This is a genomic window from Photorhabdus sp. P32, from assembly GCF_038085095.1.
In the GTDB taxonomy this organism is placed as follows: Bacteria; Pseudomonadota; Gammaproteobacteria; order Enterobacterales; family Enterobacteriaceae; genus Photorhabdus; species Photorhabdus luminescens.
Genome location: NZ_JAZGJN010000265.1, coordinates 35,490 through 48,662 on the forward strand (window position 1 = coordinate 35,490; position 13,173 = coordinate 48,662).

General features: G+C 41.0%; 17 protein-coding genes, 1 pseudogene and 1 riboswitch. Of the genes and pseudogenes, 5 read left to right on the forward strand and 13 right to left on the reverse strand.

Annotated features, from left to right (window positions below; genetic code table 11):
- Positions 1 to 61 precede the first annotated feature (61 nt).
- The 3 genes from yqiA to nudF form a co-directional block, all read right to left on the reverse strand.
- Positions 62 to 670 carry an esterase YqiA gene (gene yqiA / locus V2H77_RS12540; RefSeq protein WP_341499057.1) on the reverse strand — a complete coding sequence of 203 codons (609 nt, stop codon included), beginning with the start codon at positions 668 to 670 and terminating at the stop codon, positions 62 to 64.
- A gap of 131 nt (positions 671 to 801) precedes the next feature.
- Positions 802 to 1,641 (reverse strand): 3',5'-cyclic-AMP phosphodiesterase, encoded by an 840-nt coding sequence (gene cpdA / locus V2H77_RS12545; protein WP_341499058.1) that lies wholly within the window; start codon positions 1,639 to 1,641, stop codon positions 802 to 804.
- Positions 1,642 to 1,740: 99 nt separating this feature from the next.
- Positions 1,741 to 2,382, reverse strand: a complete 642-nt coding sequence (gene nudF, locus V2H77_RS12550; RefSeq protein WP_132343581.1) for an ADP-ribose diphosphatase — start codon at positions 2,380 to 2,382, stop codon at positions 1,741 to 1,743.
- Positions 2,383 to 2,756: 374 nt separating this feature from the next.
- Here nudF and tolC point away from each other — a divergent pair, with 374 nt between their 5' ends.
- Complete coding sequence (gene tolC / locus V2H77_RS12555) at positions 2,757 to 4,136, forward strand: outer membrane channel protein TolC (RefSeq protein WP_341499059.1); 1,380 nt, start codon at positions 2,757 to 2,759, stop codon at positions 4,134 to 4,136.
- A gap of 122 nt (positions 4,137 to 4,258) precedes the next feature.
- Here tolC and V2H77_RS12560 read toward each other — a convergent pair whose 3' ends face one another.
- Positions 4,259 to 4,660 carry a DUF2628 domain-containing protein gene (locus V2H77_RS12560; RefSeq protein ID WP_341499060.1) on the reverse strand — a complete coding sequence of 134 codons (402 nt, stop codon included), beginning with the start codon at positions 4,658 to 4,660 and terminating at the stop codon, positions 4,259 to 4,261.
- A gap of 425 nt (positions 4,661 to 5,085) precedes the next feature.
- Here V2H77_RS12560 and V2H77_RS12565 point away from each other — a divergent pair, with 425 nt between their 5' ends.
- The 3 genes from V2H77_RS12565 (at position 5,086) to V2H77_RS12575 (ending at position 7,676) form a co-directional block, all read left to right on the forward strand.
- Entirely contained in the window at positions 5,086 to 5,793 is a 708-nt protein-coding gene (locus tag V2H77_RS12565) for a DUF1190 family protein (protein ID WP_341499061.1), read from the forward strand.
- A gap of 6 nt (positions 5,794 to 5,799) precedes the next feature.
- On the forward strand, positions 5,800 to 6,960 hold the full coding sequence (locus tag V2H77_RS12570; RefSeq protein ID WP_265379159.1) for a glutathionylspermidine synthase family protein: 1,161 nt from the start codon (positions 5,800 to 5,802) through the stop codon (positions 6,958 to 6,960).
- Between the two features lie 236 nt (positions 6,961 to 7,196).
- Positions 7,197 to 7,676 carry an Hcp family type VI secretion system effector gene (locus V2H77_RS12575; RefSeq protein ID WP_341499062.1) on the forward strand — a complete coding sequence of 160 codons (480 nt, stop codon included), beginning with the start codon at positions 7,197 to 7,199 and terminating at the stop codon, positions 7,674 to 7,676.
- A 39-nt stretch (positions 7,677 to 7,715) separates the two neighbouring features.
- Here the strand turns inward: V2H77_RS12575 and V2H77_RS12580 are convergent, their stop codons facing one another.
- The 5 genes and pseudogenes from V2H77_RS12580 to ribB form a co-directional block, all read right to left on the reverse strand.
- Positions 7,716 to 8,129, reverse strand: coding sequence for a hypothetical protein (locus V2H77_RS12580; protein ID WP_341499063.1), 414 nt, complete (start codon positions 8,127 to 8,129; stop codon positions 7,716 to 7,718).
- Complete coding sequence (locus V2H77_RS12585; protein ID WP_341499064.1) at positions 8,126 to 8,509, reverse strand: hypothetical protein; 384 nt, start codon at positions 8,507 to 8,509, stop codon at positions 8,126 to 8,128. Before V2H77_RS12585 ends, V2H77_RS12580 begins: the two co-directional genes overlap by 4 nt.
- 31 nt (positions 8,510 to 8,540) lie before the next feature.
- Positions 8,541 to 8,789 (reverse strand): hypothetical protein, encoded by a 249-nt coding sequence (locus V2H77_RS12590; protein ID WP_341499065.1) that lies wholly within the window; start codon positions 8,787 to 8,789, stop codon positions 8,541 to 8,543.
- An 82-nt stretch (positions 8,790 to 8,871) separates the two neighbouring features.
- Positions 8,872 to 9,075 (reverse strand): annotated as a pseudogene (locus V2H77_RS12595) (dioxygenase family protein); the annotation flags it as partial.
- A gap of 195 nt (positions 9,076 to 9,270) precedes the next feature.
- Positions 9,271 to 9,924 carry a 3,4-dihydroxy-2-butanone-4-phosphate synthase gene (gene ribB, locus V2H77_RS12600; protein ID WP_341499066.1) on the reverse strand — a complete coding sequence of 218 codons (654 nt, stop codon included), beginning with the start codon at positions 9,922 to 9,924 and terminating at the stop codon, positions 9,271 to 9,273.
- A gap of 155 nt (positions 9,925 to 10,079) precedes the next feature.
- Positions 10,080 to 10,257, reverse strand: a riboswitch (FMN riboswitch).
- A gap of 136 nt (positions 10,258 to 10,393) precedes the next feature.
- Here ribB and ubiK point away from each other — a divergent pair.
- Positions 10,394 to 10,681, forward strand: coding sequence for a ubiquinone biosynthesis accessory factor UbiK (gene ubiK, locus V2H77_RS12605; RefSeq protein ID WP_341499067.1), 288 nt, complete (start codon positions 10,394 to 10,396; stop codon positions 10,679 to 10,681).
- Between the two features lie 162 nt (positions 10,682 to 10,843).
- On the opposite strand, the gene V2H77_RS12610 is transcribed toward ubiK, so the two are convergent.
- The 4 genes from V2H77_RS12610 to V2H77_RS12625 all read right to left on the reverse strand — a co-directional run bounded on the left by V2H77_RS12610 (position 10,844) and on the right by V2H77_RS12625 (position 13,060).
- Positions 10,844 to 11,500 carry a DUF799 domain-containing protein gene (locus V2H77_RS12610; protein ID WP_341499068.1) on the reverse strand — a complete coding sequence of 219 codons (657 nt, stop codon included), beginning with the start codon at positions 11,498 to 11,500 and terminating at the stop codon, positions 10,844 to 10,846.
- A complete protein-coding gene (locus tag V2H77_RS12615; protein WP_341499069.1) occupies positions 11,497 to 11,856 on the reverse strand; it encodes a DUF4810 domain-containing protein in 360 nt (119 codons plus the stop codon). The genes V2H77_RS12610 and V2H77_RS12615 overlap by 4 nt, the downstream gene beginning before the upstream one ends.
- Before the next feature lie 21 nt (positions 11,857 to 11,877).
- The gene (locus V2H77_RS12620) at positions 11,878 to 12,549 is read right to left on the reverse strand and encodes a CsgG/HfaB family protein (protein WP_341499070.1); all 672 of its coding nucleotides are present in this window, start codon (positions 12,547 to 12,549) and stop codon (positions 11,878 to 11,880) included.
- Between the two features lie 316 nt (positions 12,550 to 12,865).
- A complete protein-coding gene (locus tag V2H77_RS12625; RefSeq protein ID WP_341499071.1) occupies positions 12,866 to 13,060 on the reverse strand; it encodes a hypothetical protein in 195 nt (64 codons plus the stop codon).
- Positions 13,061 to 13,173 lie beyond the last annotated feature (113 nt).

Sequence of the window (13,173 nt, forward strand, 5' to 3'; positions counted from 1 at the left end):
GTTGGTTGCTTCTTGATTAAAGGGCTAATCAGTTTTGTATACTGTTGATAATACCAGTCGTTCAAACATTTTTGGCAAGTTTTTTCTCGCCATCACCAGAAAGCCCAAGAAAATTGATGATTTGTGGGAAATAGTGTTCAAACCCGATAAAGGCATGATTACCGCCAGATTCAATAGTTTGCTTACATAATACCAAATAAGCAACCGCCTGGCGGTAATCCAACACCTCATCTCCGGTTTGCTGCAATAACCAGATAAGATCCGGCGATTCCAGAGGTTCAATCTGCATAACTTTGAGGTCATAAATATGGCGCGGCTCCAACGTATATCGTTGGTTAGTATAGGGGTTAATATTTTCCCCAAGATAATCCCGCAGTAACTCAAACGGACGCACGGCTGGATTGACAACTACAGCGGGCAAGCTGAAACATTGTGAAAGCCATATCGCCAGATAACCACCGAGAGAAGAGCCAACGATACCCAAATCATCCCCGGCACGCTCCATCACCAGATTTTCCAGCAGTTCAGCCGCTTCTTCCGGATAAGGCGGCAACTGAGGCGCCAGCATGTCGATTTCAGGATGATGTTGATGCAACCACGCTTTTAGGGCCTTGGCTTTTGCAGACTGTGGGGAACTGTTAAAACCGTGCAAATAGAGTAACGTTGACATCAGGCCGTGCCCCTCAATTGTGCGTAAATACCACCGGCCGCTACGCTCCTGTGCGACAAGCCACAAATAGTGAGGCTCAACAAATCCAATAAGCAGAGAGTAACACAGCAACACAAGGAGACAAACACAACCTAATATCCATCCGAATCTAAATCAGGGCAGAACTCATTGCTCTCCAGTCGATGAACCTGAGTGGTCAAACCAAATTCGCCATTATCGGCAACAGACAATTCGAGATAACGCCATCCCGGAGCAACAGTATCAAGCATAAAATTGGTACAATGTGGTTTGAATTGCACACATGTCGATGGTGTCGCCATCATACGGATGCCATTCCAATCCAGATCCATCTCCTGATGTATATGCCCGCAAAGCATCGCCTTAACCCGTGAATAACCTTGCAGATACTGGGCCAAAATATGTGAATTGCGCAAACTGTGCTGATCCAGCCAGGTACAACCCGATGGTAATGGATGATGATGAAGCAGGATCACCGTGTAACGTTCAGGATAACTATCTAGGCACTTTTTCATCCATTCAAGCTGATATTCCGACAACTCTCCGTGAGGAACGCCCTGCACTTGACTATCAAGCATCAAAAGTTGCCAGTGTTTACCGACTAAAATCTGTTTCGACGGAGAGACGCCAGCCGCCGCCAAGGCATCCACCATCGCAGGCTGGTAATCATGATTACCGGGCAACCAGACGCAAGGCGCCGGCAAACGGGCGATACCCTCAGCAAAATGCCGATAAGCTTCCAGCGACTGATCCTGCGCCAAATCACCTGTCGCTACGATTAAATCAATATCAGCATTTTGTTTGAGGATGGCATCCAGTACCGCCTGGTAACTACGATAAGTATTGATACCCAATAAAGTATCTTCTTTGCCGGCAAAAAGATGCGTATCTGTTATTTGCAATATTTTGGCTGTGGTTCCTTCTACCACAGGCAGTTCAAACTGGCTTTCCAAATGGTTTCCTTGTCCTATAAGTCATCGACGAGCATCATAACTCGTTTTAACGCAAGAGATCTGCTGACTGGCACACACTTCCCTTTTCTCAGTCAAAAATTAGGAATTATCTGAATTCCACTCTTTTTTTAACTTTTCATGGTGTAATGCCAGCCATTGTATCGCAATAACAGAAGCAGCATTATCAATAATTCCTTCTTCCATCCAATGATAAGCTTGTTCACGACTGACTACATGCACCCGAATATCTTCATGTTCGCCAGACAAGCCATGAATACCGGTAGCTGTCGTCGCATCCACTTCCCCCACCATCACAGAGATACGTTCCGTTGTTCCTCCTGGGCTGGAGAGATAACTCAACACCGGTTTGCAACGTTTAACTTCAATTCCTGCCTCTTCCATCGTTTCGCGGCGCACCACCTGTTCCACTTCTTCGCCCTCTTCAATCATACCGGCGACAATTTCCAGCAACCACGGCGTTGCTTTTGTCTCTATTGCCGGAATGCGTATCTGCTCGATCAATACAACCTCATCACGACGTGGATCATAAGGCAACAATGCGCCGGCATGGCCCCGCTCAAACACTTCACGGCTCACTTCTTCACTCCAACCACCAGCAAATAAGCGATGGCGAAAGCGGTAATTTGTCAGTTTAAAGAACCCATTGTATAAACTTTTTTTCGTGATAATTTCCACATCCTGCTTATCCAATATAACTGGTGTTGACGACTTCTTATGCATAAAATTCTCCTTAATACTTCCTTATTGGCTAGCCACTAAGATGATATTAATCAAGCAGAGTTAAAAAATTCATCCTTTGGTGGTGTAAAGTTAAGCTAAATTAAGGCAATATGGCACAAACGGCTACCTTTGGCTGATAGCATACTCTGCTAGAATCAGTAACATTTCGTTTTTCACCAAGGCAACGTAAGAGTCTATCCCAATAGGCGTAATTGGTGCAGGCCGTTCTTGTAATGAGCCGTTCTTGTAATGAATAGTGAACTCGGGCAACGGGCAGCCCCCGGAGCATTCACTCTTTATCACAAAGCATGGCGAATAAAATAGTCTAATGGGATAGACAACGAGCAAAATAGCTGTGCAATCAAGGAATTACAATGAAGAAACTGCTCTCCATTTTTATCGCTATGAGCCTGACGGGATTTAGTTCAATGAGTCAGGCTGAAGATCTTTTGCAAGTTTATAAGCAAGCAAAAGAGAGTAACCCTGAACTACGTAAATCAATGGCTGAACGTAATAAAGCTTTTGAAAAAATTAATGAATCCCGTAGCCCGTTATTACCTCAGTTGGAATTAAATACCGGATACTCCTATAAAAGTGGTTACCGCGATCAACGTGACACAGAAAGCAATACATTGAATGCGAATCTTGGATTGAGTCAGACCATTTTTGATATGTCTAAATGGCGCCAATTGAACTTAGAAGAAAAAACGGCAGGTATTGTTGATGTTAGCTATCAAAGCAGTGAACAAAAACTGATTCTGGATAGTGCGACAGCTTATTTCAAAGTATTACGCACCATTGATACGCTCTCCTACATTGAAGCTCAGAAAGCGGCCATTTATCGCCAGTTGGATCAAATGACTCAACGTTTTAATGTCGGTCTGGTTGCAATTACTGATGTCCAGAACGCCCGTGCTAACTATGATGACGTACTCGCTCAGGAAGTTGTCAGCCGTAATGATCTGGACAATGCATTGGAAGCTCTGCGTCAGGTAACGGGTATTTATTACCCTAGGCTAGCCTCGCTGAATATTGATCATTTCAAAACACAGAAACCAGAAGCGGTAGATATTCTGCTGAAAGAGGCAGAGAAACGTAATTTAAATCTGCTATCCGCCCGTTTAAGTCAGGATCTGGCTCGTGAACAAATCAAAGCAGCCCAAGCCGGCCATATGCCAACCATTAATTTAGGCGCTTCTACCAATGTTTCAAACAGCCAGAATCATGCACCAGGCAGATCAAACAACTATAGCGGTGAAAACAGCGTTGGCCTGACACTTAGTCTGCCAATTTATAGCGGCGGCGCAACCAGCTCCCGCGTTGAACAAGCACAATATAGTTTTGTCAGCGCCAGCGAACAATTAGAGAGCGCTTACCGTAATGTTGTACAGACTGTCCGTTCTTCCTTTAACAACATATCGGCTTCCATCAGCAGTATTGACGCCTATAAACAGCTTGTTGTTTCCGCGCAAAGCTCACTCGACGCAATGGAAGCGGGTTATCAAGTTGGTACACGTACCATTGTTGATGTACTGAATGCCACGACAAAGTTGTACGAGGCCAAACAAAAGCTATCCAATGCTCGCTATGATTATCTGATTAATCAACTGAATATTCAGCATGCACTTGGTACGTTAAATGAGAAGGATTTAGTTGCTCTGAATAATACGCTAGGTAAACAACTCTCAACTTCCGCGAACAGCATTGTTCAGGAAACAGCAACGCCAGCACCAGTAACTTCTACTCGTAACTGATCCAGTTATTCTGTCTTTAGTAATAAACGGCCCACCACTAAGTGGGCTGTTTTATTTCCTACCACCAATAGTAATTTGTTTTAAAATAAAATCTGCTATTTCTTAATCCAGACAATATATTATTAGAAAAGTCCTTCAAACGGATTCCAGCTTTGGCTATTCACTGTTTCTTTCAAATAATAAGCATAGTTAGCAGTAGTACTCCATATTGCCGCAAAAGCAAATTGAACCGCTAAATTAGCGGCAAGAGGGAGCTCAATCCCCAGAACGCCTTTCATAACTCCCAATATCATCATCACTACAACAGCAATTCCAAGTAAAACCAGATTTTTCCGCCACAACCCTAAAACAAAGAAGTAAATGAAACCAAAAAAGAAGGCAATAAAATTCATGTTCAACAATATACGACGCATAGAGGGTTCTGCTTTCATGGCGGCTTTGTGCTCAGGCGTTTTAGGGGCGCCATTCTGTTCAAAGAATGCAAAACGTGTCTGCCATTTTTCTGAATATTGACTTTTATCCATATTACTTAATTCCTTAATTAAAATAGAAAATACAACACCAATAATATAATAACAATAAGTTATTAATTTAAGATTATATTTTTGAGGTTATTCTCTGGAGACAAAAAGTAGAAAATATAATTAGTAGATTTACTTACATAATCGTTTTACATATTCAATCACCTTAATTTACCTGAATTCATGGAATTAAGATTAATATCATAAAACATTAATCACGGCACTATTTTTCTAAAAAACAGATATTTTGCAACATTAAAACCAGATTAAACGGAATACCAGATAATCAATATCCGGCAACTTCTTTGTCAGACAAAAAATCAAGCTAGCAATTCGAAGGTTTATGCTTTAATTTTGTTCATATTTCCCCTATCCTTAAAGCTATTTCAAGAAAGAATTACAGACACTTAAAATCTGGGTATACGACTATGACAATAAAGCGGACCAAAAATATTAACCACGACACATTCCGTAAGGCTTGGCGTAACTATCGCCTTGCACCTGTGGCAATGGCTGTCAGTGCGGTTTTCATGTTATCTGCCTGTGAAAAGAGTGATGAAACTGTCTCTCTTTACATGAATGCAGATGAATGTTCTCAAGCCAATCCATCACAAAGTGCGCAGTGTACTACTGCTTACAACAATGCGTTGAAAGAAGCGGAAAAAACCGCGCCTAAATATGCCACCAAAGAAGACTGCATTGCTGAATTCGGCGAAGCGCAATGTACTCAGGCACCGGCACAAGCTGGCCCTGGCGCCTCCGCTTCCAGTACCGACGCCAATGGCCAAGCACAGGCGCAGCAACAGCAAAGCGGCAGCTTCTGGATGCCGCTGATGGCAGGTTATATGATGGGACGTTTAATGGGGGGTGGTTCAGCGCCATCACAACCTCTGTTTAGCTCCAAATCCGCCGCCAGCCCGGCAAACGGTCAATTCGTCGATGCGTCGGGTAAAAGCTATGGCCCTGCAACCGCAGGCGGTCGTTCCATGACAGTACCTAAAACAGCTATGGCGCCAAAACCAGCAACTACGACAACCATTACGCGGGGCGGCTTCGGCGACTCTGTTGCAAAACAGTCAGCCATGCAACGCAGCAGCGCCTCTTCAGGCTCCACATCCCGTTCAGTGGGAGGCTAACCACGGATGAAACGTATTGCGATTACTGAACGCCCGGATTGGCGTGAAAAAGCGATAGAATATGGTTTTAATTTTCACACCATGTATGACAAACCCTACTGGTGCGAAGAGGCTTATTACCAGTTTTCTCTCGCCCAAATTGAAGAAATCGAAGCTACCACCGCTGAACTACACCAGATGTGTTTGCAGGTAGTGGAGAAAGTCGTCGATAGTGAAGAGTTGCTGACTAAATTTCAGATTCCAAAACATTGTTGGGATTTTGTTCGTAGTTCCTGGATCACCAGCCAGCCGTCACTCTACTCCCGTTTGGATTTAGTTTACGATGGTAAAAGCCCGGCAAAATTGTTGGAAAATAATGCTGATACGCCAACCTCGCTGTATGAATCCGCTTTTTTCCAATGGATTTGGTTAGAAGATCAGATGAATGCCGGGTTGCTGCCAGCACATGCCGATCAATTCAACAGCATGCAAGAGCAGTTGATTGAACGCTTTGCTCAGTTGCGTGATGAACATGGCTTTGGCTTACTGCACATGGCCTGCTGTCAGGATACGGAAGAAGATCGCGGTACCGTTCAATACTTGCAAGATTGTGCGCTGGAAGCGGGTGTTCCAACCGAATTTTTATTTATTGAAGATATCGGCTTGGGAGAAAAAGGACAATTTACTGACCTGAAAGATCAGGTGATCAGCAATCTGTTCAAACTCTACCCTTGGGAATTAATGTTCCGTGAGATTTTCGCTACCAAATTGGAAGATGCTGGCGTTCGTTGGTTAGAGCCCGCTTGGAAAAGCATTATCTCCAACAAAGCATTGCTACCCATGTTGTGGCAGATGTTTCCAAATCATCCAAACCTGCTACCGGCTTATTTTGCCGATGATAATTATCCGGCAATGGATAGCTATGTTATTAAGCCGCTGTTCTCACGGGAAGGGGCTAATATCCGTATCATTGAAAAGGGTAAGGAAATTGCCAGTGTTGATGGTCCTTACGGTAAAGAAGGCATGATCGTTCAGCAATTCCATACACTGCCAAAATTCGGTGACAATTATACGGTAATTGGTAGCTGGCTGGTGAATGATCAGCCTTGCGGCATTGGTTTGCGGGAAGACAGTGAATTAATCACCCAAGATTTATCTCGCTTCTATCCACATATTATTTTGGATTAATTACTATACCCAATGGATTTCAAGATGCATCGCGACGGCAAGGGAGCGAATCCCCGGGAGCATAGATAACTATGTGACCGGGGTGAGTGAGTGCAGCCAACAAAGAGGCAACTTGAAAGATAACGGGTATAATCAAGGAGGAATTAAAATAGGTCGTCACAACGCCAAAGATTCCTCCTTCAACAATCCGATAAAAAACGTTGTATCCTTATAAGCTTATAATAAAGGTAAATACTATGGCGAACACGATATATTTAACCATTACAGGTAAAAAACAAGGGCTGATATCCAGTGGTTGTTCTACCTATGATTCCATAGGGAATATATATCAAACAGGTCATGAAAATGAAATTTATGTTTATTCATTCGACCATGATATTAGCAGAGAACAAAATGTTAATCACTCACCTATTTCAATCACTAAACCTATAGACAAATCATCTCCTTTATTAGGCATAGCAATATCAGAAAATGAATCCATAAATTGCAGATTAGATTTTTATAGAACATCAAGTAATGGTGCTCAAGAAAAATACTACTCAATTGATATTATGCACGCCTCGATAAAAAGCATATCCACTCATTATCCTAACTCACTTACTCATAATGATGCACAGCCCTACGAAATAATATCTATTGCCTATGGCAATATAACATGGAAACACCATATTGCAGGTACGTCTGGATATAGTATATGGGATGAAAGAATTCGTTAAAATAAATATATTGGGGAGAAGTCCCCAATATATTTTCAATTATTTTATCTCTTTTGAAAAAATTAATGCTAAACATTTCTTTCCTCTAAATGTAGTTTCTCTCAAATAGAATAACTCTATATCATTTTCGCTATTCTTATACCATATATCATCTTTATTAATCAAAAATCCTTTTTTATTTATATAATCAATCAGCTCTGAATAAGCATGTTGTTTTTCTTTTATATCACAATAATAAACTAAACTACTTTGTGGTGATGTTTCATCGTTTGGCGCATATTCAAAAATATAATCCCCCGATACCCGAGGAGAATTTATTATTTCATTATAAGTTAAAAAATTATATTTGAAGAAATCTCTTTCACTATAAAATACATTAGGCATTGATAAAAACCACCAATAGCAAAAGATAAAAGTAAAGACAAAAAACACAGAGAAAAACAACGTCTTCACAATTTAACTCCATAAGAAGCTGTTGGCTTTACATGAGTTATAACAAGATCTTTCTCATAAGAAGAAAAAGGTTTAATCGTATTTAAATAATATGGCAAATTTTTATTACATGGAAAAGCATTGTTAGGATATTTATCAGGATCAGGGAAGATCAAAGGCCTCAATTCTCTATTCTTATACTTCCCCACAGGACCATAATAATCCCATATTTTGTATGCATATTCTTTAGGTTTAGGTTTTATTAAAGATATATAATCCCTTGGTTGCACCGATTTATAAAAACCCAGTAAATTTGAAATTAAATCTTCACAACTAAATCCACTATCAGTAATATTTGAGAAAATCAAATTAGACTGTAACCCTTCAAATTCTAACGACACACAATACATCATTGAAAATGCAATGGATTTTTTAATTTCTATAGATAATCCTTTTTACCATCCATTGTGCATTAATTGATGATTTAAAAAAATATTTACTCATGCTTTGAGTATAACTAACCAGAAAATATCCTTTCATAAAAGGAGAGTCCCCTTTCTCGGTGATCAATTGCTCCCATAACATTCTAGAATCATCACCTCTAGCATGACCGAGATCTATCCACCCTAAATCTTCTGTATAGATTAACTTATCCCTATCAATATCAACTCTATTCGTCATTTTTAAATATCTCTCTACTTTAGTTAATGACAATCAAAATTGTAGCTATAATTATCCAATTTTTTTAAATTCAGTATTCACGAAAATCATGGATAGTTCTCGGCTGAGTCATAGCTGTTACCGCTGTGCCATTGGTATACCAATGAGCAGAAATCGCCAGAATCGCTCTGGGTACAGGCAGCCTTTCACCAAGTTCACGCCACACATTGGTATAGCGATTTTCTTCCAGTACATTCATTGGGCTGCCATGACCAATAAACAGTGACGGCATTCTGGAAATATTCATAACGACCTCTCACACCAAATATAGGTAATTTTAATACTTGCGGACAGGTTATGCCTTGTCAGATAAGTAAAACAGTGGGCTAACAGTGATGGAGTTTTTCAAAAAAACTGAAAAGCCACAGCTTGCGCGAACTGTGGCTTCAGAGAATGCATACGTTATAACTGATATTTCATCAGCTTATCGGACAATAACGTTTCAGCTTGCTTTCTGTTCTATTGCCTGGCGATAAGTTACCAAATCTTCAATAGTGACTACCGGCATACCATGCCGTCTCGCAAATTGCACCACCTCAGGAGTACGCGCCATTGAACCGTCATCATTGGTTAATTCGCACAATACACCTGCTGGTTTAAAACCGGCCAAACTAACTAAATCAATTGCTGCCTCAGTATGCCCCTGACGAACCAACACGCCGCCAGGTTGGGCACGCAGTGGAAAAACATGTCCCGGACGATTCAAATCACTGGGTTTAGCATTATCTGCAATCGCTGCACGAATGGTTGTGATGCGGTCAGCCGCAGAAACCCCCGTCGTCACTCCCTGAGCGGCCTCAATGGTTACGGTGAATGCAGTCTGGAACGGGCTAGAGTTATTTTCTACCATCATGGGCAATTGTAATTGCTGACGGCGCTCTTCTGTCAGACATAAGCAGACAATTCCACTGCCATGACGGATAGTCAGCGCCATTTGCTCTACGGTCATTGTTTCCGCCGCAAAGATAATGTCACCTTCATTTTCACGATCTTCGTTATCCAGCACCATCACCCCCTTTCCATCACGCAAAGCGTTAATGGCGTGTTCAACACGTTCTGATGATGTGCCATATTCAGAAAGTAGCGTCTGATTCATGGTAAAGAAACCTCATTAAAATTTATGGATTACCAGAATCAGGGCGGTCTTGAGGAGTTCTCGCTATGACATTATGCCGAAACATTAATACTATTAATGTGATACAGCGAATGCCATAGCCGGAACAACAGACGAGCACAAAGCCCGACAGATGCCGTTATTCTCTCCCATCCGGACTATCACCGTCGGCTCCAGAATCACACTGGATCTGCTGACCTCCGTTTTATCATAAAGATAACCTCAAACGGAGCGCTCGCGGGCTTCACCAAACCACCCGAAAGATGGACTGATGTTTACCGCCGGTGGGGACTTTCACCCCGCCCTGAGATAAGCCAGTGAACTATAACGCTAATATTTACCGGCGGCAATCAACAAAATCAAATGTGAAACCTAGCTCACAATGGTTTGTGGTTTTACTATCTGGTATTACACTATTTAGAAATTATTTATGCCATAAAAAGGATGCATCATGCTCGATCCCAAAAAAATTGAACAAATTGCTCGCCAGATCCAGGATTCTTTACCAAAAGGGGTTAAAGAGTTTGGTGGTGATGTAGAGAAAAAATTACGGATGATTTTGCAATCTCAACTAGGCAAGCTTGATTTAGTGAATCGTGAAGAATTTGATATTCAAACTCAGGTTCTGTTACGTACTCGTGAAAAATTGACCGCGATGGAACAGCGTTTAAATGAACTAGAAGCGAAGTTTGAAAATAAGAATATTCTATCTGCTAATGACACAGCAAAAGAAGAGTAATTATTACTATCAAGATAAGAGTAAATTCACTGTTCAATTAAACATTCTACGTCATTGTCATACCGCTAAAGGTGGCCGCTAATCCGGTCACCGAAATAAAAATAATCATGATAATGAGCAGAATGTGATATCTGCTCATTACACATCAACACCAATCAGAGATTAATGCTGCTCTTTACCGTAATGCTCAGAACGTGGGCCATAAAGCAAACTATGACTACCACCGGCGGTCAGTAAGCGGTTACTTGTAATGCCGGCAATTTCATGACCTTTATCCATAATGGTATTCGCTATCTGTGAAACTACAGCGGACACCAACATACCAACAAGGCTATTCGAACTGCTTTCATTCTCAGTCGATGAAGCAACTGCCCGTCCATGCCACAATTGCTTACCATTACGTAAATCCACCAGCTTCGCGGAAGCCGTTACACGCGTATCGCTGTTGATAATTTGATATTGCGTACCATATTCCTCAATATCCAAATAGAGCGCTGAATCCGCGCCAAAAATATCATGCAATTTTTTGTAACTGATATTCTGAACATCCTGCGCCGCTGTCACGCCATTTTGCTGAAATGTCTCTTCCACAACAGCAACCGGAAAAACGTAATAGCCCGATTCCGCCAGTGGATATGTCACATGAGAAATCAGGCTGTGCCCTGCTTTGACTTCCAGAGATTTGTTTACCGCCGGCAAAACCAGAATGGATTTCGGTTTGCTCTCTCTAAATGCAGAATAATCATAAGGGACAGATTTACTACATCCAGTTAGTACAAACGCCGCCAATAGACTCAATGCTAAAAGAATACGGTTCATTGCATAGTTCCTTTATTTTTACTTAATAAAAAGTCCATAAATGGCGATGACTCAGGAAACAATTTTTTCTCTGTTTCAAACTGATGGAACGCTTCTGAAACACGGCCTGTTTTGCTATAAAGCAAGCCCATCTGTGCATGCAACCCAGGCGGTACAGGTTTATTCTTCGCTTTAGCCTTTTCAATTACTTGCTGCAAAGCCTGTACCTGCTCTTCGAAACCCATTTTATCCTGCTGATAATACTGATAAATTGTAGGCTGGTATTTATCCCACTCATAAATCGTTTTTGGCTGCGCGGCGCAACCTGCCAAGGCCATAGCTGCCAGCAATAAGCCCGCTTTTTTCATTAATATCATGAGTATATATCCCTATATTTCTTAATTAGATGGCTTCCATGCACCGGTTTCAATACTTTCAACCAGACGGTTTACTGCTTCACGAATAGCCAGATCCAGTACCTTACCATTCAGCGTTGAATCATAGCTGGCGGTACCGCCAAAACCGATAATTTCACGGTTGGATAATTTATATTCTCCTGCACCAGCCACAGAGAAAACTACTTCGGAAGTTTCTACATTCACCACATTCAGCATGACTTTAGAATAAGCCACCTGTGATTTACCGCGTCCTAACAGGCCCCATAATTGATGATCACCCACTTCTTTACGGCCAAATTCAGTCACATCACCGGTAATAACGTAAGCAGCACCTTTCAACTTCTGCGATTTACCTTGTAAACCCGCTTCCGCTTTCAGTTCCGCCATATTAGTACGTTCCAGCACCGTAAAACGCCCGGTCTGCTGTAAATGAGAGATTAAAATCGTTTTAGATTGATTACCAAGGCGATCAACGCCATCAGAGAAAATGCCATTTTGATAACTGGAACGGTTTTCAAACTTACCGATAGAAATTGGACTACGAACACCTTGATATACGGTGTTATAAGAATTAACTTTTTGGACCTGAACGGTATTAGAAGATTCAGTTGTACATCCTGCTAATATTGCCGAAGCTAAACAAATTGAAGATAAAATTAACTTACCTTGCATAAGAACTTATTCCTGCGTAAAAAAATTATCCGTTTATCTACTAACGTTAAAATGTAAAAGTTATAGATAACATATTTCATTAAAAAATCATTTACATCAGAAATCATTATGAATACGCCGGCGTTATGTGACCAGCATTTTATGCCACAAAGATAAAAAACTATCTGTTACGTCACATTTTCTCAGATTAATCCCCCACACAACCAGATAATAACACTTCATTAATTTAAATTATTATTATAATATTTTAATAATGTTTACATCGTTAATTAAATTACTCGCACCTGATATCACAAATATCTATACCCTATGGATTTCAAGTTGCAGCGCGGCGGCAAGTGAATAAATCCCCAAGAGCATAGATAACTATGTAACTGGGGTGAGTGAAAGCAGCCAACAAAGCAGAAGCTTGAAAGATGAAGGGTATATCTTTTTCTTCTCTAATCTGAAGAGATACTTTTCCTCTTATACCACTAAGATTATTTTCTCCTATAGCGCTTTGTATAATCATACTTACCTATCGATTTTTTGATCATAAATTAATCGATGAAACAGAAAATAATTCTCCATCCATAATTTCCCTACCCCTAAAACCAAATAAAACAGCGCTAATACCTAAAATGG